The 22,487-nt window shown below is 72.3% G+C and carries 21 protein-coding genes, 1 tRNA gene and 1 pseudogene; 9 read left to right on the top strand and 14 right to left on the bottom strand.

What is annotated here, in order from left to right; translation table 11 throughout:
- Positions 1-21: 21 nt before the first annotated feature.
- The gene (locus MCM47_RS23270; protein WP_238863625.1) at positions 22-609 is read left to right on the top strand and encodes a class IV adenylate cyclase; all 588 of its coding nucleotides are present in this window, start codon (positions 22-24) and stop codon (positions 607-609) included.
- 799 nt (positions 610-1,408) lie between these two features.
- Here MCM47_RS23270 and MCM47_RS23265 read toward each other — a convergent pair.
- Positions 1,409-2,710, bottom strand: a complete 1,302-nt coding sequence (locus tag MCM47_RS23265) for a DUF3631 domain-containing protein (protein WP_374209188.1) — start codon at positions 2,708-2,710, stop codon at positions 1,409-1,411.
- A gap of 298 nt (positions 2,711-3,008) precedes the next feature.
- A complete protein-coding gene (locus tag MCM47_RS23260) occupies positions 3,009-3,224 on the bottom strand; it encodes a hypothetical protein (RefSeq protein ID WP_238863802.1) in 216 nt (71 codons plus the stop codon).
- A gap of 126 nt (positions 3,225-3,350) precedes the next feature.
- On the opposite strand from MCM47_RS23260, the gene MCM47_RS23255 reads away from it, so the two are divergent.
- Both MCM47_RS23255 and xerC read left to right on the top strand, forming a co-directional pair.
- The gene (locus MCM47_RS23255) at positions 3,351-3,974 is read left to right on the top strand and encodes a helix-turn-helix domain-containing protein (protein ID WP_255752686.1); all 624 of its coding nucleotides are present in this window, start codon (positions 3,351-3,353) and stop codon (positions 3,972-3,974) included.
- Positions 3,971-5,494: pseudogene (xerC, locus tag MCM47_RS23250) on the top strand (tyrosine recombinase XerC); the annotation flags it as partial. The gene MCM47_RS23255 and the pseudogene xerC, both read left to right, overlap by 4 nt.
- Positions 5,495-5,620: 126 nt before the next feature.
- On the opposite strand, the gene MCM47_RS23245 reads toward xerC, so the two are convergent.
- Positions 5,621-5,694: transfer RNA gene (locus tag MCM47_RS23245), tRNA-Thr, on the bottom strand.
- A 292-nt stretch (positions 5,695-5,986) separates the two neighbouring features.
- On the opposite strand from MCM47_RS23245, the gene MCM47_RS23240 reads away from it, so the two are divergent.
- The 3 genes from MCM47_RS23240 to MCM47_RS23230 all read left to right on the top strand — a co-directional run bounded on the left by MCM47_RS23240 (position 5,987) and on the right by MCM47_RS23230 (position 8,512).
- On the top strand, positions 5,987-7,078 hold the full coding sequence (locus MCM47_RS23240; protein ID WP_238863622.1) for an ABC transporter ATP-binding protein: 1,092 nt from the start codon (positions 5,987-5,989) through the stop codon (positions 7,076-7,078).
- A gap of 177 nt (positions 7,079-7,255) precedes the next feature.
- Entirely contained in the window at positions 7,256-7,696 is a 441-nt protein-coding gene (locus MCM47_RS23235) for a hypothetical protein (RefSeq protein WP_238863621.1), read from the top strand.
- A gap of 36 nt (positions 7,697-7,732) precedes the next feature.
- Positions 7,733-8,512, top strand: a complete 780-nt coding sequence (locus MCM47_RS23230) for a nucleotidyltransferase family protein (RefSeq protein ID WP_238863620.1) — start codon at positions 7,733-7,735, stop codon at positions 8,510-8,512.
- A 239-nt stretch (positions 8,513-8,751) separates the two neighbouring features.
- Here MCM47_RS23230 and MCM47_RS23225 read toward each other — a convergent pair whose 3' ends face one another.
- The 7 genes from MCM47_RS23225 to MCM47_RS23195 all read right to left on the bottom strand — a co-directional run bounded on the left by MCM47_RS23225 (position 8,752) and on the right by MCM47_RS23195 (position 15,996).
- Positions 8,752-10,497 carry a DoxX family membrane protein gene (locus tag MCM47_RS23225; protein WP_238863619.1) on the bottom strand — a complete coding sequence of 582 codons (1,746 nt, stop codon included), beginning with the start codon at positions 10,495-10,497 and terminating at the stop codon, positions 8,752-8,754.
- A 186-nt stretch (positions 10,498-10,683) separates the two neighbouring features.
- Positions 10,684-11,679, bottom strand: coding sequence for a 23S rRNA (guanosine(2251)-2'-O)-methyltransferase RlmB (gene rlmB, locus MCM47_RS23220; protein WP_238863618.1), 996 nt, complete (start codon positions 11,677-11,679; stop codon positions 10,684-10,686).
- A 147-nt stretch (positions 11,680-11,826) separates the two neighbouring features.
- Entirely contained in the window at positions 11,827-13,221 is a 1,395-nt protein-coding gene (cysS, locus tag MCM47_RS23215) for a cysteine--tRNA ligase (RefSeq protein ID WP_238863617.1), read from the bottom strand.
- Positions 13,222-13,395: 174 nt separating this feature from the next.
- Positions 13,396-13,791 carry a PPOX class F420-dependent oxidoreductase gene (locus MCM47_RS23210; protein WP_238863616.1) on the bottom strand — a complete coding sequence of 132 codons (396 nt, stop codon included), beginning with the start codon at positions 13,789-13,791 and terminating at the stop codon, positions 13,396-13,398.
- Between the two features lie 219 nt (positions 13,792-14,010).
- Positions 14,011-14,502 (bottom strand): 2-C-methyl-D-erythritol 2,4-cyclodiphosphate synthase, encoded by a 492-nt coding sequence (gene ispF, locus MCM47_RS23205; RefSeq protein WP_238863615.1) that lies wholly within the window; start codon positions 14,500-14,502, stop codon positions 14,011-14,013.
- Positions 14,492-15,241 (bottom strand): 2-C-methyl-D-erythritol 4-phosphate cytidylyltransferase, encoded by a 750-nt coding sequence (gene ispD / locus MCM47_RS23200; protein ID WP_238863801.1) that lies wholly within the window; start codon positions 15,239-15,241, stop codon positions 14,492-14,494. Before ispD ends, ispF begins: the two co-directional genes overlap by 11 nt.
- A gap of 272 nt (positions 15,242-15,513) precedes the next feature.
- Positions 15,514-15,996 carry a CarD family transcriptional regulator gene (locus MCM47_RS23195; RefSeq protein ID WP_030244332.1) on the bottom strand — a complete coding sequence of 161 codons (483 nt, stop codon included), beginning with the start codon at positions 15,994-15,996 and terminating at the stop codon, positions 15,514-15,516.
- A 414-nt stretch (positions 15,997-16,410) separates the two neighbouring features.
- Between MCM47_RS23195 and MCM47_RS23190 the strand changes: the two genes are divergently transcribed.
- On the top strand, positions 16,411-17,067 hold the full coding sequence (locus tag MCM47_RS23190; RefSeq protein WP_238863614.1) for a DUF461 domain-containing protein: 657 nt from the start codon (positions 16,411-16,413) through the stop codon (positions 17,065-17,067).
- A gap of 200 nt (positions 17,068-17,267) precedes the next feature.
- Here MCM47_RS23190 and MCM47_RS23185 read toward each other — a convergent pair whose 3' ends face one another.
- Both MCM47_RS23185 and MCM47_RS23180 read right to left on the bottom strand, forming a co-directional pair.
- Entirely contained in the window at positions 17,268-17,960 is a 693-nt protein-coding gene (locus MCM47_RS23185) for a response regulator transcription factor (protein ID WP_238863613.1), read from the bottom strand.
- A 2-nt stretch (positions 17,961-17,962) separates the two neighbouring features.
- A complete protein-coding gene (locus MCM47_RS23180) occupies positions 17,963-19,249 on the bottom strand; it encodes a cell wall metabolism sensor histidine kinase WalK (RefSeq protein ID WP_238863612.1) in 1,287 nt (428 codons plus the stop codon).
- A 305-nt stretch (positions 19,250-19,554) separates the two neighbouring features.
- On the opposite strand from MCM47_RS23180, the gene phoU reads away from it, so the two are divergent.
- Together phoU and MCM47_RS23170 are read left to right on the top strand one after the other, a co-directional pair.
- The gene (phoU, locus tag MCM47_RS23175; protein ID WP_238863611.1) at positions 19,555-20,241 is read left to right on the top strand and encodes a phosphate signaling complex protein PhoU; all 687 of its coding nucleotides are present in this window, start codon (positions 19,555-19,557) and stop codon (positions 20,239-20,241) included.
- A gap of 304 nt (positions 20,242-20,545) precedes the next feature.
- Positions 20,546-20,722, top strand: coding sequence for a hypothetical protein (locus MCM47_RS23170; RefSeq protein WP_238863610.1), 177 nt, complete (start codon positions 20,546-20,548; stop codon positions 20,720-20,722).
- A gap of 138 nt (positions 20,723-20,860) precedes the next feature.
- Here MCM47_RS23170 and MCM47_RS23165 read toward each other — a convergent pair whose 3' ends face one another.
- Positions 20,861-21,448, bottom strand: a complete 588-nt coding sequence (locus MCM47_RS23165) for a lytic polysaccharide monooxygenase (RefSeq protein ID WP_238863609.1) — start codon at positions 21,446-21,448, stop codon at positions 20,861-20,863.
- Positions 21,449-21,709: 261 nt separating this feature from the next.
- Positions 21,710-22,468 (bottom strand): phosphoglyceromutase, encoded by a 759-nt coding sequence (locus MCM47_RS23160; protein WP_238863608.1) that lies wholly within the window; start codon positions 22,466-22,468, stop codon positions 21,710-21,712.
- Positions 22,469-22,487 lie beyond the last annotated feature (19 nt).

The following is a 22,487-nucleotide window of genomic DNA, read 5'->3' as shown; positions in this document are numbered from 1 at the left end:
AACCCGCCAAGAAGGGGAATCATGAAGCACGAGTACGAGGCCAAGTTCCTGTCCGTCGACGTCACGGACCTCCAGACGAAGCTGACCGCTCTGGGCGCGGTCCAGGCGTTCCCCCGAACCCTCCTCACCCGCAAGATCTTCGAAAACGACGCACTCGACGGCAACCAGTGGATCCGGCTGCGCGATGAGGGCAAGCGCTCGACCCTGACGCTCAAGCAGGTCACCGACGCCACGACGATCGACGGCACCACCGAGATCGAGACCGAGGTTGCCGACCTCCACGCCATGGCCGAGATCCTCCGCCGCGTCGGCCTGCGCGAGGTCCGCTACCAGGAGAACTACCGCGAGGAGTGGCGCCTCGGAGAGGTTGCCTTCGACTTCGACACCTGGCCCGACCTTCCGACCTTCGTCGAGATCGAGGGACCGGACGAGGCGTCGGTCCGCCAGGCCGCGGCCCTGCTCGACCTCGACTACTCCGAGGCCCGGTTCGGCAGCGTCGACGAGATCTACAAGAGCGAGGCCGGCCGCGACATCCTCGCCGAACCCACCCTCCTGTTCGCCGACGCCGACAAGGCCGGGTTGGCGGCTGTAGCAGCCGAGAGCCGCTGAGCCGGGAGCTGAGAGCTGTGCTAACGGAGCTGGCACTGCCGCACATGGTGATACCCGGCATCGCCGAGCTCGCCCGAGGCGGCCTGCCCGCCCCGGCAGCCACCGATGACGGCAACCGATGGGTCGACGGCTTCTGCTGGCTATTCTGCGGCCAGCAGTGGACCCGCGTCCTGTGGATCGGCCCGGCAAGCGTGGCCGGCGCCCAGGCTGCGATGTACGCCTGCGGACCCTGTATCCAGGAGCTCCACGAACGCGTCTGGCGATCGATCCTCCTGAGCGACGACCCAACTCGAGCTACGGCGGGCGCGAGGTCAGCCGAATCGGAGGCTCCGGACGGTCGCCGCCCTGGGCACCGTCGGCGGCCGAGGTAGCGCCGCGTTTCCGTGCCCCACGGCCCGAATTGCACTCTGCCCTCGGCCCCCCGGTCGAGGGCAGAGCGTCAGCCGAAGGACCACCGTAGGCGGCAACTTGCTCTGCCCCGGGGGCACGGGCAGGGGTAAGGACTCCTTACCCCACAACTTGCTCCGGCTGGCCGGGGGTCGGGGTAAGCGCTGCTTACCCCACAACTTGCTCCGCCTGGGGTTCTGGCTCGTAGCTCCGTCGTGGCGCGAAGCTGGTGGCTGCCAGCACAGCCGTGAGGATCTTCTGGCCGCCGGGATGGCGTTGCAGTCGTCCCACTCGTTGCGTGCCTGGTCACGCTGGTACGGGTGGTGATTCAGGGACGCTTGGACTCGTTGCGGGGAAGTGACCCGTCCCCGCTCTGAGCTGGGCGGGGACGGGTGGTACGGGTGGTGGAGGATCAGCTGCCGATAGCGGGCTGCTCGACGGGGTCCGGGCAGTAGCGACTCCAGGGGTCGAGGAAGCTGTTGCGGGTGAAGCCCTTGCGCTGGGTGTCGCGGTCGAAGCGGATGTTCGCCGAGCCGATGCCGTAGTCCTTGAGCAGGAGCTGCAGCCCGCGTGCGGTCAGACCGCTGGTGCCGTGCTCGGCCCAGGGTGCCTCGCTGTCGGCGTTGAGGGCGGTCAGGATGTGCTCGGTGGACAGGGCGTCCGGGTTGCCTCCGGCGGCGAAGACGCGGCGGATGTCGACGAGGATCCTGGTCTTCAGGCCGCCGTCCTCGTCCTGGCCGGACTCGTGCGCGGTCATGGCGCGACAGGCCGCGCGGGCGCGGGCGGGCCACTCGCCTCCGGCGAGGTCGGCGACCGTCACCAGGGGCTCCCAGGTGTCGGCAGCGCGGTCGTCGACGGGCATGAGCGGTTCCATGTTGGCGGCCGTGCCGGTCAGCGGCACCAGCCAGGCGTGAAGATCGTCGCGCAGTTCGTGCAGAGCTGGATTGTCCCGGTCGGAGCGGTACGAGGAGACACGCTCGCCCGGTGCACGGCGGCGCATGCGGATGACCACAGACCGGTCCATGATCGTGTCCGGGAGATCTCCAATGCCGGCCAGGGCTGCCATGGCGAAGGTGGGGAACTTCACCACCTTGTGGTCCGGGCCGGTCACCCGCAGGGTGGGCCGATTGCGCTGGTGACCGGCATTAAGCAGGCCACGCAGGTCCTCGTTCTTCTCGGCCGCCTTGATGCTGCCGAACAGGGTGTCGGCCTCGTCCACCAGCAGGGTCGGCGGCTTGTCGGTGATCGACCGGAAGATGGCCGCCGTGGACGCGTTGACCGTGATGAGCGCGTCGTGGACGGTCTCGGTGATCACATCGAGCAGCCGCGACTTCCCGCACCGCTTTGCCGGGCCGATGACCGCCAGCCGGGGAGCGTGCTGCCATGCGGGCTGCAAGTGCGTAGCGGCCACCCACAGAGTCACCGCGTCCAGGGCGTGCCCGGACGGCAGGATGACGAACCTGGCGATGGCTGACCGTAGTTCGGACAGCAGTTCCGCACCCGGGGTGGGCGGGCTGACCGGACTGACCGGGTCAGTGACCGGCTCGGTGGCGACCCGGTCGGTCAAGGCACCGGGCTCACGGTCAGTCCGGTCGGTCAGTACGTCGTTCTGACCAACCGCCGGTCGGTAGTGACCGGGTTGACCGGGGACGGCAACCGCGGGCCAACCCTCCGCCGGGTCTCCCGACACAGGCTGGCGGGAAGTAGAGTTCACGGTGAAGCTCCTCGCTGGTGCGCGCGACCTTGACCGTCGCGCTGCCACCGGTTGAACTGATTCGCTGATCTGGGGACTTCGCCCGGCCCTCGGTGTTCGTAGCACCGAGGGCCATCGCGTTCCCGGCTGCCGAGCCAACGAGCTGACTTGGCTCAACTCGCAGGTAGGTGGAGTGCGTTGCTCCGGTTTGCGACCGGCGGGCGACGCGACGATACGACCGCCCTGACGGAAGATCCACTGCTCCGGTGGCAGTCCTCTCGCGGCAGACAAGCTCGTGGCCCGACCTGCGGCCTTGTCGTCACGCAGCCGCACCGTCCGGCGCGACGTCGATGCCCAGCAGCCGCAGGAGGTCTGCGGTGATCACCCGGTACTTCTTGCCCAACCGCAGCACGCGGCACGGGTAGGCGTCCCGCCGCGCCAGCTCGTAGCCCTTGCTGCGGCCAAGGCCGATGGCACGGTTGGCGGTGTCCAGGTCGATGGCGGCCGGCAACGCGAGCAGCTCCGCCCGGCTCATGCCCGTGAGCTCCTGGTTGCCCGTCTCAGTTCGCACAGCTGTCTCCATTCACAGGGGCGAGCCCCGGTCGGCGGCCCCGGGAAGTCCGGGATCGAGGAGCAGCTTGCATCGAAATTAAGTGTCGGTATGACACACGACGAAGTGGAATCTTGGTCGGCGCAGGTCACGAGGACCGTGATCGCCGAGGTTCGCAGGTGCCGGAAGGAGCTGGGTATGACCGCGCAGGACCTGGCCGACGCCTGTGACGAGCTGGGCCACCCCATCCCACGCAACGTCATCGCGAACTGGGAGTCCGGGCGCCGACTGACCCTCACCGTCCCGGAGCTGCTCGTGCTCGCCAAGGCAGTCGACACGCCGCCGGCCGCGCTGGTCTTCCCACTCGGCGGGAGCGCCGCCGTGGACTGCCTCCCGCGCGAGAGCCGAGACCCGTGGACGGCGTTCAGCTGGTTCACCGGCGAGGACCTGGACTTCGGCGACGCGGCCGTGTTTCGCGAGTACGCGGGCGTCGAGCACCGTATCCGGACCGGGCACCACGACGCCTGGCAGCTCCAGTTCTCCGGTGCGAGGGAGGGCTGGCCTTACGGCGCAGAAGCCAAGTTCGGCCGCCTCGTGAAGGCCATTCGCTCGGAGCTCGTGCCGATCCGGCACCGGATGCGCGAGCTGGGGCTGACTCCCCCTCCGCTCCCCAGCCACCTCGCATTCCTCGACACCGACCACAAGGACGACCAGATGAAGGAGGGAACCCCGTGAAGGGCTCCACCTACCACCGCTGCTACTGCCGGGACGCCGACACCGGCAAGCCGCTCGGCAAGGCCTGCCCGAAGCTCAGCAGCCGCAAGCACGGTTCCTACGCGGTCCGCCAGGAGCTGCCCAACCGCGAGGACGGCTCGCGCCGGTCCTTCAACCGCTCCGGCTATGAGTCCCGGAAGACCGCCCAGGCCGATCTCGACCAGGTCCGCGAGCTGCTGCACATCCCGGACGCGGACGATCCCGAGGGCCTCGCGCAGATAGCCGACCTGCTTGAGAAGGTCGCCCACGAGAAGGCGCCGCTGCCCGACGTCGAGGAGACCCGTCGCCGACTCGCCTCCGGCCAGGACCTCCAGAACCGGCTGACGGTCGGCGAGTGGCTCGACCAGTGGCTGGCGGGCAAGCGCGGCCGACAGACCGCGATCAGCCGGGACGAGAGCAGCATCCGGCTCTACCTCAAGCCGCGGATCGGCCACATCCGGCTCGACCGCCTTCGGGTCCGGCACCTGGAGGAGATGTTCGCGGCCATCGAGGAAGAGAACATCGAGATTGCCGAGGCGAACGCCCAGCGGCGAGCCGCCATCGACGAACTCGCCCAGATCCCCTGGAAGGGCCAGGAGGTCCGCGCGCAGCGCAAGGCTCTCAAGGCCGCCATCGCCGGCATGGAGCCGTTCCGGCGGACCGTCAGCGCATCGACCTGCCAGCGCATCCGCTCCACGCTCAGGGCCGGCCTCAACGCCGCGATCCGACGGCAGATCATCACCTTCAACCCGGCGTCCCACGTAGAGCTGGAGGCCGCCAAGCGACCGAAGCCGCTCGTGTGGACGGAGGAGCGGATCGAGCACTGGGAGCTGACCGGCGAACGGCCGTCCCCGGTGATGGTCTGGACGCCGGAGCAGACGGGCCTGTTCCTCGACCAGGCCGCCGAGGACCGCCTCTACGCGCTGTTCCACCTGATCACCTTCCGGGGGCTGCGACGCGGCGAGGCGTGCGGTCAGCGCTGGGCTGACACCAACCTGAAGTCGGGGCTGCTTACCGTGGCCAAGCAGCTCGTCGTCGACGGCTGGGCGGTCTACGAAGACGACCCGAAGACGGACGCGGGCGCCCGCACGATCGCCCTCGACTCCGAGACGGTGTCCGCCCTGGAGGCGCACCGCGAGCGGCAGCGGGCCGACCGCGAGAGGTGGGGCACCGCCTGGGTCGAGACCGGCCGGGTCTTCACCAAGGAGAACGGCGAGTGGCTGCACCCGACCGCCGTGACCGACCGGTTCCGCGAGCTGGCCGAGGAGGCCGGTCTGCCGCCGATCCGGCTGCACGACCTCCGGCACGGCGCGGCCACGCTCGCTCACGCGGCGGGCGCGGACCTGCACTCGATCAAGGAGATGCTCGGCCACTCCTCGATCGGCATCACCTCGGACACGTACACGACCCTGCTCCCGCAGGTCGACCGGGCGATCGCAGAGGCGGCGGCCCGGCTTGTCCCCCGAGCGAACAGGCCGCGCAAGGCTGCCCAGTCCACGGCGACAACCGACCCGACCAGGCCATCCGCTCACGCATCGCTCACGCAAACGGCCTCGGACGAGAAGTCCGAGGCCGGTGATCAAGCCCCCAGAAGGCCAAAGCTGCAGCTCATCCGGGGTGGAAACGAGAGCCCCCTGTCGGGTTCGAACCGACGACCCCCGCTTTACAAGAGCGGTGCTCTGGCCAGCTGAGCTAAGGAGGCATGGTGGCCGTCCGCGACGTGGTCACGGCGGCACCGGGGGAAGTCTACCGGGCGGGGGTGGGGCGGTGGTGGCATATCCGCGGTATGGGCGGGGTGGCTGGGATGAGGCGGGCGTGATGCAACCGATGCCGAAATCGGGGGCATCGGGGGCTGACAAGCGGCGTAGGCGCAGGTAGCGTCGCCGGGAGTCGGCTTGTGCGGTGGTTCAGACCACTGTGCGGGCCGGCGGCACGACATCCACCCTTTACTCGGATCGTCCGGCACGTTCCTGCCGGTGAAGGAGAGCTCAGTCATGGCTTCTGTGACGTACGACAAGGCGACCCGGGTCTACCCCGGTGCCGACAAGCCGTCGGTGGACGCGCTGGACCTGGAGATCGCGGACGGCGAGTTCCTCGTCCTGGTCGGCCCCTCGGGCTGCGGCAAGTCGACCAGCCTGCGGATGCTGGCCGGTCTGGAGGACGTCAACAGCGGCGCCATCCGCATCGGCGACCGCGACGTCACCCACCTGCCGCCGAAGGACCGGGACATCGCGATGGTGTTCCAGAACTACGCGCTCTACCCGCACATGACCGTGGCGGAGAACATGGGCTTCGCGCTCAAGATCGCGGGCGTCAACAAGAGCGAGATCCGCACCAAGGTCGAAGAGGCCGCGAAGATCCTGGACCTCACCGAGTACCTGGACCGCAAGCCGAAGGCACTCTCCGGCGGTCAGCGCCAGCGCGTCGCCATGGGCCGCGCGATCGTCCGCGAGCCGCAGGTCTTCCTGATGGACGAGCCGCTGTCGAACCTCGACGCCAAGCTCCGCGTGTCGACCCGCACCCAGATCGCGGGCCTGCAGCGCCGCCTGGGCATCACCACCGTCTACGTCACCCACGACCAGACCGAGGCGCTCACCATGGGCGACCGGGTCGCGGTGCTCAAGGGCGGCGTGCTGCAGCAGGTCGACACCCCGCGCAACATGTACGACAAGCCCGCCAACCTCTTCGTGGCCGGCTTCATCGGCTCGCCGGCCATGAACCTGGTCGACGTGCCGCTGGTGGACGGCGGCGTCAAGTTCGGCGGCTCGGTCGTCAACATCTCCCGCGAGGACCTGGCCGGCGCCGGCAGCGACAAGACCGTGACGGTCGGCATCCGCCCGGAGCACTTCGAGATCGTGGCGGGCGGTGGCATCGAGGGCGTCGCGGTGACCGTCAACGTGGTCGAGGAGCTCGGCTCGGACGGCTTCGTCTACGGCACCACCAAGATCGGCGGCGAGGACCGGGACCTGGTCGTCCGCGTGCACGGCCGCCAGATCCCGGCCCGCGGCGAGACGATCCACGTCGTGCCGATCGCCGGCGAGACCCACGTGTTCTCCACCACCACCGGTGCCCGCCTGAGCAACTGAGCGCACCGGGGGCGGTGGGCCGCCCCCGGCAGCACGCCGGACGGAGCCCCGTCGGACCTCGCGGTCCGGCGGGGCTCCGCCGTCGTCAACACGGTGCAGGGACGAACCGGGACACCCTGTCACTCGATGGTGTAACGGAGCGCGATCCTCCCCGCACCCGCCGCTACGCTCCTGAGCGTGAAGCAGCTAGTTCGCCGCATCGGCCAGACCATCGCCCTCACCCTGCCCGTGGTCCTCGTCACCACCGGCACCCTCGCCGTGACCAGGGTGCCGTGGGCTCCGCCCACCGGGCTGGACCAGCAGGTGGTGGCGGCCTCCAGCGAGGACGGCGCCGGCATCGGTCGGACGTCCACCGGCAAGGCGCCGGACGGGCTCGCCCCGCAGGACGCGCTCCGCGTCGCGCTGCTGGACGAACTGCGCGCGCACAACCCGGGCACCGCACTGGACCTGCTGGAGCGCTCGATGGGCGAGCAGCCGGAGCTGACGCCGTACTGCAGCACGCTCGCCACCGAGCTGGGCAAGGCGGCGGTGCGCAAGTACCAGGGCGACGCCAAGCGTGCGCGGTCCTTCGCCCGCCCGGTCTGTGACGGCTCCTTCGCCTCGGGTGCCGCCGGCTGACGACCGCCGGGCGGCGGGCGCGCCTATTGTGCAGGCATGAGCGCTGACACCACGCCCCCGCCGGCCCCGCAGCCATCCGCGGCGCAGCAGCAGCCCGTCGTCACCCAGGCCGTCATCCTGGCCGGCGGCCAGGGCTCCCGGCTGCGGCCCTACACCGACGACCGGCCGAAGCCGCTGGTCGAGATCCCGGGCACGGGCACCCCGATCCTCGGGCACCAGCTGTCCTGGCTCGCCGACGAGGGCGTCACCGACGCGGTGATCTCCTGCGGGCACCTGGCCGACGTGCTCGAGGAGTGGCTCGACGGGGCCGAACTGCCGCTGCGGGTCCGTACGGTCGTCGAGGCGGAGCCGCTCGGACGCGGCGGCGGGCTCAAGTACGCGGCCAAGGCGCTGCCCCGGCCGGACGAGCCCTGGTACGCCACCAACGGCGACATCTGGACCAGGTTCAGCCTGCGCGACATGGCCGCCTTCCACCGCGAGCGGGACGCGGTCGCGACGCTCGCGCTGGCCCGCCCGCGGATCCCCTGGGGTGCGGTGGAGACGGACCAGTTCGGCAACGTGCTCGACTTCATCGAGGCCCCGCCCTCGCCGTTCCTCATCAACGCCGGCCTCTACGTGTTCAGCCCGGAGTTCACCGAGCTGCTGCCGGACGTCGGCGACCACGAGCGGACGACCTTCCCGCAGCTGGCGCGGAGCAGGAAGCTGGCCGGGTACCAGCTGCCGCAGGGCGTGTACTGGCGCGCCATCGACACCGCGAAGGACCTCACCGAGGCGGCCAAGGAGCTCGCCTCGGGGGCCGGCCGCCCGCCGGCGTAGCCGCGGACGGCCCCGGCGGACCACCAGCAGCGGGCCCGCAGCCCGCCGGCCCCGGCCCCACACGGCAGCCGGCCGGGTGCTCCCCCACGGAGCACCCGGCCGACGCGTTCTCCCGGCGAGCAGAAGGCGGGGGCGGTGGGGGGAGGTGGGCCGGGGGGCCGTGACCGACCCGGCTGGGCCGGGCGGTCCCGAGCCCCGCGCCGGCCAGGCCCGCCCGAGCCCCCACCCACCGCCGTACGTCAGGTGGACGCCGGCACTCCCGGCCGCGAGCCGCGCGCGCCGCCGCCGGAGAGGTCGGACAGCGGACCGCTGCCCAGCACCCCGCCCAGCAGCCCCGAGCCCGAGCCCGAACCGGAGCCCGAACCGCCCCCGGAACCGCTGCTCTGGCTCGGCTTCGGCGCCGTCCCCGTCCCGCCCGCCGGCGAACTGCGCTGCGCGGGCGACGAGCCCGCGGCCGGTGCGGCGGCCGACGGCGCCGCAGCCGGGGCCGAGCCGGCGCCGCTCTCCGGCTTGGTCGAGCGCGCCTTCCCGCTCGGGGTGCCCGTCGCGGCCTTCGGCGGCGTCGACGGCGCCGAGGCGGACGGCGAGGCCGGAGCGGACGCGCTCGGCGTGGACGAGGCCGGCCGCGAGGGTGCGTGCGAGGGGGAGGTGGACGGGCCCTGCCCGCCGGGGGCGACCGACGGACCGCCGCTCGGCCAGACCGGCGTGCCGTAGTCGGTGGCCGGCTTGGCCGGCGCCGGGTGCGACCGGCTGCCGGTCCGGACCGCCGCGCCCAGCATCGAGCCGAGCAGCAGGGTCAGGCCGACCACCACCGCGGTGACTACCGCGCCGCGGCGCAGGACCCGCCGCCGCAGCGCCGCGGGGGCACCGGAGCCGTACCGGCGCCAGGCCTCCAGGTTGAGCCGGCCGTCCAGGGAGGCGAACGGCGCCCCGGCGATCAAAAGCGGGCTCCACGCCGCCAGGAAGATCAGGTCGGGGGTGTCGTAGACCGGCACCGCCCGCCAGCTGACGGTGAACAGCAGCGCGGCGGAGAGCAGCATCGCCGCCCCGGCCGCGATCCGCTGCCAGAGGCCGAGGACGGTCAGCACGCCGACCACGATCTCGGTGAACGACACCACCAGGCCCGCGCCCACCGGGTGCGCCATGGCGAAGGCCAGCAGCGGCTCGGCGACCTTCCACGGGTGCAGCGAGGAGAGCCAGCGCATCATCGAACCGCGCTCGCCGCCGTCGAAGTACACCGGGTCGCAGAGCTTGCTGAACCCGGCGTAGACCGAGAGCGAGCCGAGCACGGCGCGCAGCGGCAGCAGCACCAGGCCCAGGTCGACCCGGCGGCCCGGGTACCAGGGCTGCTTCCCCTCCGCGGAGGCCGCGGAGACCTCGGGCAGCTCGCCGCTGGGCGTCCAGCCCTGCGGTGCGCCGACCGGGCCGACGCCGGCCTCGGTGGCCGTCCCAGCACCCTCGCGCGGCTGCCTCGGGACGGTCCGGGCACCCGCGTACGAGGGGATCACCCGGGTGTCCGCGTCGGCCGAGGAGCCGCCGCGCCCGCCGACCCCCGCGGGGGCGGGCACGCCGGTGAGCTGGACGGCCTCCAGCAGCCGGGTGGCCGCCAGGTCCCCGGGGGGAGCCTGGCCGGTCCAGGTGACGGGGGTGACCCGGCCCTTGCGGCGCGGTGCGCCCGCGCCGCCGACCCCGGCGAACGCCGGGACGGCCGCGGCGGGCACGACGACCTGCGGGGTGACCAGCGGACGGCGGATCAGGCCCTGCGAGGCGTACGGGTCGCCGAACGCGGCGCCGGTGGAGAGCAGTCCGGCCGGGGCCTCGATCAGCGGCGCCACCGGGGCGCCGAGCCGGAGCCGGAAGCTCGCCTGGGTGCTGCTGAGGCGCGCCGGGTCCGACGGCACCTTGACGGTGTTGAGGCCGGGGCCCGCGTCTATCCCGGTGCTGCCGCCGCCCAGGAGGGGGCGCCGAGGTGTTCTGGTGTCCACACCCGTCTAACCGGGTGACACCCGGTTAGGACACTCTCCCGAGTGGATGTCCGGCGCCCACTTGAAGTGATCATGAGTAAAGCGATCGGGCCCGGTCGAGCCCGATCGCTTTCACCCGGATTGCGGACGGAGCGCGGCCAAAACGGAAGACCGGCTGCGCCGCGCCCGGCGAATGTGCGTGTGGGGTCAGCCGACCTTGGAACGCAGCCGCGCGGCCTCGTACAGCACCACGCCCGCGGCGACACCGGCGTTCAGCGACTCGGTGAGACCGGACATCGGGATCCGCACCCGCAGGTCGCAGGTCTCCGAGACCAGCCGGGACAGACCCTTGCCCTCGCTGCCCGCGACGATGACCACCGGACCGGTCAGCGCCTCCAGGTCGCCGATCTCGGCCTCGCCGTCGGCGGCCAGGCCGACCACCATCAGGCCGGCCTTCTGGTAGGCCTCCAGCGTCCGGGTCAGGTTGGTGGCGCGGGCGACGGGCAGCCGCGCCGCGGCACCGGAGGAGGTCTTCCAGGCACCGGCGGTCATGCCGGCCGCCCGGCGCTCGGGGATGACCACGCCGTGCGCGCCGAAGGCGGCGGCGGAGCGGACCACGGCGCCCAGGTTGCGCGAGTCGGTGACCCCGTCCAGCGCGACGATCAGCGCGTCCTGGCCCGCGTCGGCCGCCTCCTCCAGGAGGTCCTCGGGGTGCGCGTACTCGTACGGCGGGACCTGCAGCACCAGGCCCTGGTGGTTCATCCCGCCGGTCATCTGGTCCAGCTGCGCGCGCGGAGCCTCCATCAGCGGGATGCCGCGGTCGTTGGCGGCCTGGAAGGCGTCGCGGACCCGGTCGTCGGTGTCGATGAACTGCTGGACGTACAGCGCGTTGGCCGGCACGTCGCCCTGCAGGGCCTCGACCACCGAGTTGCGGCCGAACACCAGCTCGGCGGAGCCGGCGCCGCCGCGGCCGCCCCGGCCGCCGCCACCGGCCCGGCGCATGCCGGCCCGGGCCTTGGCGTCCCGCTCGCGCTTGAGGGCGGCGTTGGCGGCCCGCTGCTTCGGGTGCCCCTTGCGCGCCTCACCGGGCGGGGTCGGGCCCTTGCCCTGGAGCGCCTTCCGGCTGTGCCCACCGGTACCGACAGACGCGCCCTTCTTCGATCCGGGGTTGCGGCGGTTCCTGCGCTGGCTGTTGCCGGCCATGGCTGTACTTCCTGTCTGTCTGTCCGGCATGGCCGGCCGCCCGGTGGGAACCGGGACCGCCGACGGCATGCGCTCCGTCATGCGGGAGGGCCGCACCGGTCCGGTACGGCCCACCCTCACCCTTTCGTGCGCTGAGCGCCGAAGGGGTTACTGGCTGTTGATCGTCCAGCGCGGGCCGGACGGGGTGTCCTCGATGGCCAGCCCGGCCTCGCCGAGCTGGTCGCGGATCGCGTCCGCGGTGGCGAAGTCCTTGCGGGACCGGGCGGCCTGCCGCTGCTCCAGGACCATCCGGACCAGCGAGTCGACCACGCCGTGCAGGTCCTCGCCGCGCGCCGCCCCGGCCCAGTGCCGGTCGAGCGGGTCCAGACCCAGTACTCCGAGCATCGCACGGACCTCGGCCAGACGCGCCACCGCGTTCTCCTTGTCGTCCGCGGTCAGGGCGCTGTTGCCCTGGCGGACGGCGGTGTGCACGATGGCCAGCGCCTGCGGCACGCCCAGGTCGTCGTCCATCGCCTCGGCGAAGGCCGGCGGCACCTCGGCCGCGGCCTCGACCGGGCCGCAGAGCTCGACCACGCGCTGGACGAAGCCCTCGATCCGGGCGAAGCCGACCTCGGCCTCGCGCAGCGACTCCTCGCTGTACTCGATGGTCGAGCGGTAGTGCGGGGCCGCCAGGTAGTACCGGAGCACGAGCGGCCGCCAGCGCTCGACCATCTCGGAGACCAGCACCGAGTTGCCGAGCGACTTGCTCATCTTCTCGCCGCTCATGGTGACCCAGGCGTTGTGCACCCAGAAGTTCGCGAAGTCGTCGCCGTACGCCTTGGACTGGGCGATCTCGTTCTCGTGGTGCGGGAAGATCAGGTCGATCCCGCCGCCGTGGATGTCGAAGGCCCGGCCGAGGTACTTGTGCGCCATCGCCGAGCACTCCAGGTGCCAGCCCGGACGACCGGTGCCCCAGGGCGTGTCCCAGCTGGGCTCGCCCGGCTTGGCCGCCTTCCACATGGCGAAGTCGCGCGGGTCGCGCTTGCCGGTCTCGCCCTCGCCCTCGGGCTGACGCAGGTTCTCCAGCTTCTGGTTGGAGAGTTCGAGGTACTCGGGGTACGACTTCACGTCGAAGTAGACGTTGCCGTCGGCCGCGTAGGCGTGTCCCTTGGCGATGAGCGTCTGCATCATCTCGATCATCTCGGGGACGTGCCCGGTGGCCCGCGGCTCGACGGTCGGCGGCAGGCAGCCCAGCGCCGTGTAGCCGTCGTTGAAGGCCCGCTCGTTGGCGTAGGCGATCTGCCACCAGGGCGTGCCGAGCTCGCGCTCCTTGGCGATCACCTTGTCGTCGATGTCGGTGACGTTCCGGGCGAAGGTCACCTGGTAGCCGCGGTAGGCGAACCACCGCTGCATGATGTCGAAGTTGAGCCCGGACCGGATGTGCCCGATGTGTGGCGCCGACTGGACGGTAGCGCCGCACAGGTAGATCGAGACACAACCCGGTACAAGCGGGACGAAGTCGCGTACCTGGCGGGTGCTGGTGTCGTACAGGCGAATGCTCACAGCGTCAAGCGTAGTGGGCAGCAGGGGGTGCCCCGCGACATTCCGGAATGTCAATACCGCGGCTGCGCAGTTTTCTGTTCCGCGACCCGGCCGGAGCGGCCCGTCGCGGGCGGGCGGGGCGCCGGCTCAGCGGGCGGGCGGGGCCCCGGCTCGGCGGGCGGGCGGGGCCCCGGCTCAGAGGTTGCCGACCACCTTGCGCGGGGTGAGCCGCACCACCACCCGCACGTCCTCGGGGCCGTCGAAGCGGTAGACCTCCTCGCCGCGGTACTTGTGCGCCAGCTCGTCGATCAGCTCCTTGCCGCCCTCCCGGGTGAGGGTGACCGGGCCGCGCACCTCCGTGTAGGTGTACGGGCTGTCCGGCGGGTTGACCACCAGGGAGATCCGCGGGTCCCGAACCATGTTGAGGTGCTTGCGGCGGCCCTCCACGGTGGAGAAGAGGATGTCCTCGCCGTCCCGCTTCACCCAGACCACGGAGGACTGCGGGCTGCCGTCGGGCTGGATCGTCGAGACCACGGCGAAGCTCTTGCCGTCGATCAGGGCCTTGGCCCGGTCGGAGAGGTGTTCGGCCATCGGGGACCTCTTCTCGTCAAGCGGCGGAGACGGGCGGGACCGCCGAGCGGGCCCGCACCGAACGGTAGCGACTCCCGCCCCGGCACACCGTTCTGAACACCCGTCAACACCGGGGAATTCCCGGACCGGACCAGTGCGGCCCCGGCGGGCCGGCGCTGCGCCGTTCGACACCGGCCCGGCGGCGGGCGGCCGCCGAGGCGGCGCCCGGCGGCCGCCGGGTCAGCGCCGCTCGTAGACCAGGGCGGTGGCGATCGCCGCCAGCCCCTCGGCCCGGCCGGTGAGACCGAGGCCGTCGGTGGTGGTGCCGGAGACCGACACCGGCGCGCCGACCGCCGCCGAGAGCGCGGCCTGCGCCTCGTCCCGGCGCTTGCCGATCTTCGGCCGCACGCCGATCACCTGGACCGAGACGTTGCCGATTTCGAACCCGGCCTCGCGGACCAGCCGGGCCGCCTCCGCGAGCAGGGTGACGCCGGAGGCACCGGACCACTCGGGCCGGTCGGTGCCGAAGTGCGCCCCGAGGTCGCCGATCCCGGCGGCCGAGAACAGCGCGTCGCAGGAGGCGTGCGCGGCCACGTCGGCGTCCGAGTGCCCGGCCAGGCCGTACTCGGCGCCCGGCCAGTCGAGCCCGGCCACCCGGAGCGGGCGGCCGGCCTCGAAGGCGTGCACGTCGGTGCCGATGCCCACCCGGGGCAGGATCGGATCAGTAGCCATCGGAGGCCCTCCTGCGGGCGAGCACGGCCTCGGCGAGCACGAGGTCCAGCGGACGGGTCACCTTGAACGCCTCCTCGTGGCCGGGCACCACCACGACCCGGCCGCCGAAGCGCTCCACCAGGCCGGCGTCGTCGGTGACCGGCGGCAGGCCGCCGGCGGCCTCCTCGGTCAGCGCCTTCTCGTGCACCTCGGCCAGGGTCTCCCGGCGGAAGCCCTGCGGCGTCTGGACGGCCCGCAGGGTGGCTCGGTCGGGCGTGTCCAGCACCGGCTCGGGGCCGCCCCGGTTCGGCTCGACCCGCTTGACCGTGTCGGCCAGCGGCACGGCCGGCACCACCGCCTCGGCCCCGGCCCGGACGGCGGCCGCGACGGCGTCCACCACCTCGACGGGGACGAGCGGGCGGGCCGCGTCGTGCACCAGGACGATCTCCACGTCGGCCGGGATGGCGGCCAGGCCGAGCCGGACCGACTCCTGGCGGGTCGCCCCGCCGGCCACCACGCGGACGTCCTTGCCGTCCAGGCCGTGGCTGTCGAGCAGCCCGACCACCTCGGCCACGCCGTCGGCCGGCGCGGCCACCACGACCAGGCCGACCGCACGGCTGCGGGCCAGCGCGCGGACGGCGTGCACCAGGAGCGGCACACCGCCCAGTTCCCGCAGGGCCTTGGGGGCACCGGGCCCCAGCCGCTCGCCGCGTCCGGCGGCGGGCACCACTGCTGCTGCGACTGCTGCTGTGGCGTTCAGGTTTCACTCCTTCGGCGAAGTGGGTATGGCCATGGCGTGCACGACGGGCGCGGGCCTCTTCCGTGAGCACCACCGGTCCCCCGCCCACAGGACACGCAGCACGGAACGCGCGGAAACGGTCATGCGGGGCCAGGGCCGGCCGGCTCGGGTGAGGGGCGTCGTCCGGACACGCCTCAGCGCCCGAAGTGCCACTGCACCACTCGCGGACCTACGGTCCGGTGAGCGGCGCGCCGGCATCGGGCGCTGTGTGCGGTGGGCGCAGGCCGCCCGCCCTACGAGGCCAGCACCTCGTCGAGCAGCGTCTCCGCCTTGTCCTCGTTGGTGTTCTCGGCCAGCGCGAGCTCGCTGACCAGGATCTGGCGCGCCTTGGCGAGCATGCGCTTCTCGCCGGCCGACAGGCCGCGCTCGCGCTCGCGACGCCAGAGATCGCGCACAACCTCGGCGACCTTGATAACGTCACCCGAGGCGAGCTTCTCGAGGTTCGCCTTGTAGCGACGGGACCAGTTGGTCGGCTCTTCGGTGTACGGTGCGCGCAGCACCTCGAAGACCCGGTCCAGACCCTCCTGGCCGACTACATCGCGCACGCCGACGAACTCCGCGTTCTCGGCGGGCACGCGGAGCGTCAGGTCTCCCTGCTGCACCTTGAGCACCAGGTAGGTCTTGTCCACACCTTTGATCTGGCGAATTTCGATGGCCTCGATCAGCGCGGCCCCGTGATGGGGGTAGACCACCGTGTCGCCAACCTTGAACGTCATGTGACAGGACCCCTTCCGTGGCTTTCCAGAATAACACGCCCCACGGCGCACCCGAAGGGCGTTTTCGCAGGTCAGGGCGGGTCTCGGGGCTTGACAAGGACCCCCATGACGTGCTGCGACCGGTGTTCGAGACGGGCTTCCCGCAGGTCGGAGGCGGTTCCGGCACCTGCCGAAACCTGCGGCAACACTCCCGAAACCGTGATTGGATCTTGGGATTTCACCGTTTATCGGGCCGTTTCCCGATCGTGATCCGATCTTGGTCTCGCTTGATCTGAACACGCCGATGTGCGGCCGTACGGGCGCCCGGCCGCGAACCGGCGGGCGACACGGGGACCACCCCGTGAGGAGCGCATAAGCAGGGTCGATAATCTGAGACCTGACCAATCGACACGTGACCTAGGAGAAGCCGCCGCCGTGAGCCGCAGCCTTCGAGTCGGCAGCATCGCCGCCATCGCCGCCCTCGCCATCGCCTCGCTGTCGGCCTGCTCGGCCGGCAACACCGCGGAGACCCTGGAGATCAAGCCCGACAACGCCTCGGCGACGATCGGCACCGACCTCCGCATGAGCAACATCGTCGTCGTCACGGGTGACGAGAGCTCCGGCGAGCACACCGGCCCGGCCAACGTGTCGGTGAACATCAGCAACACCGGCGAGCTGCCCGCCGAGCTGCAGTCCATCACGGTGGGCAACGCCGCGGCCGCGCTCGCCGACGACAAGGGCGCACCGCTGACCAGCCTCGTGATCCCGGCCCACGGCGCGGTGGCGGTCGGCGGAGCGGGCAACCCGTCCGCCCGGGTCGCCTCGGCCACCGTGAGCGTCGGCGGCTTCGTGCCGACCACGTTCACGTTCAAGAGCGGCCAGTCGGTGCAGGCCGAGGCCTCGGTCTACCCGAACAAGGGCCTGTACAAGGGCTTCGGCCCGACCGCCAGCCCGGCGGCGGTGCCCACCAAGGCCGCGTCGCCGGCCACCGGTGCCACCGGCAGCGCGACCGCGCCGGCCGCCGGTGCGACCACCCCCGCGGGTGCCGCCACCGCGACCGGCTCCGCCACCCCGGCCGCCGGGACCCACTGACCCCGTCCGGACCTTGATCGCGGGGCCGGGCCGGGTCCGGTCCCGCGGTCGAGCCCGGGCGACACCGCACGCCCGCGGCAACGGCCCTGACGAAAGGCTCCTCCGGCAGCTGCCGGAGGAGCCTTTCGTCAGGGCCGAGCCGTGAGCCGGGCCCGCACATGGGGCCCGGCTCACGGCTCGGCCCGGGGGCCCGCCCCGGCTTACGGCTCGAACTTGTAGCCGAGGCCGCGGACCGTCACCAGGTAGCGCGGCGCGCCCGGGTCCGGCTCGATCTTCGCCCGCAGACGCTTCACGTGGACGTCCAGGGTCTTGGTGTCGCCGACGTAGTCCGCGCCCCAGACCCGGTCGATCAGCTGCATCCGGGTGAGCACCCGGCCGGCGTTGCGGAGCAGCATCTCCAGCAGGTCGAACTCCTTGAGCGGCAGGTCGACCTTGGCGCCGTCCACCGTCACCACGTGCCGGTCGACGTCCATCCGGACCGGGCCGGCCTCCAGGGCACCCGGGCCGCCGCCGTCGCCGGGGCCCTCCGCCTCGCCCCGGCGGCGCAGCACCGCGCGGATCCGGGCGACCAGCTCACGGGTGGAGTAGGGCTTGGTGACGTAGTCGTCGGCACCTATCTCCAGACCGACCACCTTGTCGATCTCGCTGTCCTTGGCGGTGACCATGATCACCGGCACGTTGGAGCGCACCCGGAGCTGGCGGCAGACCTCGGTGCCGGGCAGTCCCGGCAGCATCAGGTCGAGCAGGACGAGGTCGGCGCCGTTCCGCTCGAACTGCTCCAGGGCGTCGGGGCCGGTGGCGGCGATGGCCACCTCGAAGCCCTCCTTGCGGAGCATGTACGAGAGGGCGTCGCTGAACGACTCCTCGTCCTCGACCACCAGTACACGGGTCACGATCAGGCCTCCGGGGCAAGCTGGGGGGTTGTGTCTGACAGGGGTTCCGCGGCGTCCCCGGCCGGGGGCGTGTGGTCCGCGGGGGCCTGCCCGGCGGGCAGGCGGAGGGTGAAGGTGGAGCCCTGGCCCTCGACGCTCCACACCGACACGGTGCCGCCGTGCGAGGCGGCCACGTGCTTGACGATGGAGAGGCCGAGGCCGGTGCCGCCGGTCTGCCGGGAGCGGGCCGGGTCGACGCGGTAGAAGCGTTCGAAGACCCGCTCGCGGTCCTTCTCGGAGATGCCTATGCCCTGGTCGGTCACCGAGATCTCGATCAGCTCGCCGTCCGCCTCGCCGAGGGCGGCGGCGCTGGAGATCCGGCGGGTGGCGATCGCGACCCGGGTGCGCGGCGGACTGTAGTTCACGGCGTTCTCGACCAGGTTGCCGAGGGCCGCGGCCAGCTGGCCGCGGTTGCCGTGCAGGTAGAGGCCGGCGATGCCGCCGGCCGCGATCAGGATCTGCTTCGCCGCGGCCTGCTGGCGGCAGCGGTCGATCGCCTCGGCGATCAGCTCGTCCACCGCGACCGGCTCCGGGTCGGTCATCAGGCGGTCGTCCTGGACCCGGGAGAGGTCGATGATCTCCTGGACCAGGCTGGCCAGCCTGGTCGCCTCGATCTGCATCCGGCCGGCGAAGCGCTGGACGGCCTCCGGGTCGTCGGCCGCGTCGGCGACCGCCTCGGAGAGCAGCGAGAGCGCGCCGACCGGGGTCTTGAGCTCGTGGCTGACGTTGGCCACGAAGTCGCGGCGGACCGCCTCGACGCGGCGGCGCTCGGTCTGGTCCTCGACCAGGACCAGGACCAGCCGCGAGCCCAGCGGGGCCACCCGGACCGAGACCGCGAGCGGCTCGGCGGCGCGGGCCGCGCCCGGCCTGGGCAGCTCCAGCTCGACCTGGCGGATCTCGCCGTCCCGGCGGGTGGACCGCGCCAGCGCGAGCAGCTGGTCGACGGCCACCGCACCGCCGCGGACCAGGCCCATGGCGTAGGCGGCGGAGCTGGCCTTGACCACCTCGTCGCCCTCGCCGAGCACGACCGCGCAGGAGCGCAGCACCGAGAGCACGGTGTCGACCCCCGGGGGCAACGGGGGCTCCTGGGCGGTGCCGCCCAGGGTCTGCTGCCGGTTCCTGCCGCTGGTGCCGCCGTACCTGCCCCTGGCCTGTTCGCGCTCGCTCCAACGGAAGGCGATGGAGGCCGTGAGGCCGACGCCGAGCCCGGCTATGGCGCAGGCAGCGGCGGCGGCCACGTTCACGTCCATACCGAAAGCCTAAGCGCACGGCGCGGGCCCTCCCCAAGGGTCGGATCAAGGCATCGGCCTCGCGTTGCCGAGAATTCACCTTCGTGTGGCTGTCGATTCACCGGACCGGCCGTGCGTGGTCGCCCGGACGGCCGAGAGTTGACCGCGCAGCCCGTGTGGGAGTGGGCGCGGGCCGAACAGAGGTGCGCCACCCAGGTGCGCGCGTACCATTCGCGGCACCAGCAGCGGTCGCCCGTACGCCGTATTCGCGGTCGTACCGGCTGACCGGTCGGCACCGCCACCGACACAGCTTCTGAGGAGAGAGCATGCGCGACGCGTACCACGAGGAACTCGACTCGATCGGCGACAGCCTGGTCGAGATGGCCCGGCTGGCCGGCTCGGCGCTGGGCCGGGCCACCACCGCGCTCCTCGACGCGGACCTGGCGCTGGCGGAGAGCGTCATCGCCTCCGACGAGAAGATCAACGACCTGCACCACGAGCTGGAGAACCGGGCGATCGACCTGCTCGCCCGCCAGCAGCCGGTCGCCACCGACCTGCGCATCGTCGTCACCTCGCTGCGGATGAGCGCCGACCTGGAGCGCTGCGGCGACCTCGCCCGGCACGTGGCGAAGGTCGCGCGGCTGCGCTACCCCGAGTCCGCGGTCCCGCGCGACCTGCACGCGACCCTCCTGGAGATGGGCCAGCTCGCCCAGCGCCTGGTGGCCAAGGCCGCCCTGGTGATCGCCACCAAGGACGTCGACAAGGCGCTGGAACTGGAGCAGGACGACGACGCGATCGACGCGCTGCACCGGGAGCTCTTCTCCCACCTGATCGACGAGCGGTGGCACCACGGCATCGAGACGGCCGTGGACGTCACCCTGGTCGGCCGCTACTACGAGCGCTTCGCCGACCACGCGGTCTCGGTGGCCAAGCGCGTGGTGTACCTGGTGACCGGCGAGCACGTCGCCGAGTTCGTGGCCGCCACCGAGGCGGCCGACTCCGTCCGCGACTGACCGCGTACGGCTGCGGGGCGGGCGCCGTGCACGGCGTCCGCCCCGCAGCCCCCTCTCGCAGTTCGCTCCCGCGGCTCGTGCCCGGGCTCGTGCTCAGCCCCGTGCAGGGCCTCGGTCCCGCGCCTGGCTCCTGCGGGTAGGCGCTCACCCCGAGGGGTGAGTAAACCTCGCGCCGGGGTGGTAGGGGCGCACGCCAGCCCCGAGACCCCACCACTGCGCGCCCGTTGACGCTCCCTCCGATCGGCGGCTTCACTCGATGGCGTGGGCGCCGACGTGTGCCCGTCACAAGGGAGGGTCCAGCGCGATGAAGGCAAACCCGACTCGACCGGCACCGGCCACCGACACCGTCGAGCCGACCGCCCCGAAGCTGCTGCCCGTCCTCGCCGCCGGCTGCGGCTGTGGTCCGGGCTGCGGCTGCGGCTGCCAGTCCGGCGCACCGTGCCAGTGCGGCGGCGCCGACGGCGGCTGCTGCGGGCACTGAGGCCCGGTACCCGACGGAGCTCCGTGGTGCGCGGCCGCCGTGGGAGACGGTCGTGCACCCCGGTATGCCCCGTCGGCCGGACCGGCACCGCTCGATGCGTGGGCCGGCCGGCCGGACACCTCCGGTGCAGGGGCCTGCTCAGAACCGGACGTCGGTGCAGGAGTAGAAGGCGTTTCCGGTGTCCGCGATCTCCCAGACCGCGACGACCACCTGGTGCCCGGTCCGGCCGCCGGGGACGGTCGCCGTGTGGCTGAGCGTGCTCGGCACCTGGGCGCCGTTGTAGGGGACGGTCAGGAACGGCGTGAGCTCCAGGCCGGCCCGGGTGACCTTCTGGGTGGCGTCGTAACCGGGCTTGGTCAGGTAGTACTTGAAGTTCGTGGTCGCGTGCCGGGCGGTGAACTTCCAGGTGAAGGTCAGCCGCTGGCCGGCCGACACCTTGGTGGTGGGCCAGCCGCCGCCGCGCGGGTCGTCCAGCTCGGCAAACCGGCCGTTGCCGCCGGCGCAGATGGTGCCGTCGGCCGGCCCTCTGCCCGGGAACCCCTTAGGCCCCTCGACGCTCTGCGGCTCCCAGCGGATCTCACCGCAGTCGGCGACCGTGCCGGCGGCGCAGAGCGCGGCCCGGCTGGGCGGGGTCGAGATGTAGCCGTGGGACTGCGCCGGCAGGGCGAGCGTGAGCGGGACGGCGACCGCCGCCACCACCGCTCCGACGATATGACGTGTGCGCATGGTGCTCCTCCGTGGGGGTGGATGGAGAGTGCGCCGGGCGCAGACGCGCGCGCGTGGGGGTGCGGCGGCCGGTTCGATCCGAGGTGAGACCGTTGGCGTGCCTGCGCCGGGTCGTGCTCACACGGTAGGAGCCGGCACCGCCGGCCGTCAATGGTCTGAACCACTCCTGCGAGCGCGAACCGCCTTGCCCCCTAACGGAGTTGAACGACGAAGGCCCCACTCCCCGCCCGTGCGGGGAGTGGGGCCGTCTCGCCTTCGGGCCTACTTCTTGCCCTGGTTCCTGACCGCCTCGATGGCGGCCGCGGCGGCCTCCGGGTCGAGGTAGCGGCCGCCCGCGGCGACCGGCTTGAAGTCGGCGTCCAGCTCGTAGAGCAGCGGGATGCCGGTCGGGATGTTGAGGCCGGCGATGGCCTCGTCGGAGATGCCGTCGAGGTGCTTGACCAGCGCGCGCAGGCTGTTGCCGTGGGCGGTGACCAGGACGGTCCGGCCGGCGGCGAGATCCGGGACGATGGCGTCGTACCAGTACGGGAGCATCCGCTCGACGACGTCCTTCAGGCACTCGGTGCGCGGGCGCAGCTCGCTCGGGATGTCCGCGTAGCGGGCGTCACCGGCCTGCGAGTACTCGGCGTCGTCGGCCAGCACCGGCGGCGGGGTGTCGTAGGAGCGGCGCCAGAGCTGGAACTGCTCCTCGCCGAACTCGGCCAGGGTCTGGGCCTTGTCCTTGCCCTGCAGAGCGCCGTAGTGCCGCTCGTTCAGACGCCAGCTGCGGCTGACCGGGATCCAGTGACGGTCGGCCTTGTCCAGGGCGATCTGCGAGGTGCGGATGGCGCGGCGCAGCAGCGACGTGTGCACGACGTCGGGGAACAGGCCCTCGGCGGCGAGGAGCTCACCGCCACGGGCGGCCTCCTTCTCGCCCTTCTCGTTGAGGTCGACGTCGACCCAACCGGTGAACAGGTTCTTCTGGTTCCACTGGCTCTCGCCGTGGCGGAGCAGGATGAGTCGGTACGTCGTGTCAGCCATGGCCCCCAGCTTAATGGAG

Origin of the sequence: Kitasatospora sp. A2-31 (genome assembly GCF_022288725.1) — a bacterium.
Classification (GTDB): Bacteria; Actinomycetota; Actinomycetes; order Streptomycetales; family Streptomycetaceae; genus Kitasatospora.
Note: the sequence above shows the minus strand (reverse complement) of the source record. Positions and strands in the feature narration are given on the sequence as shown.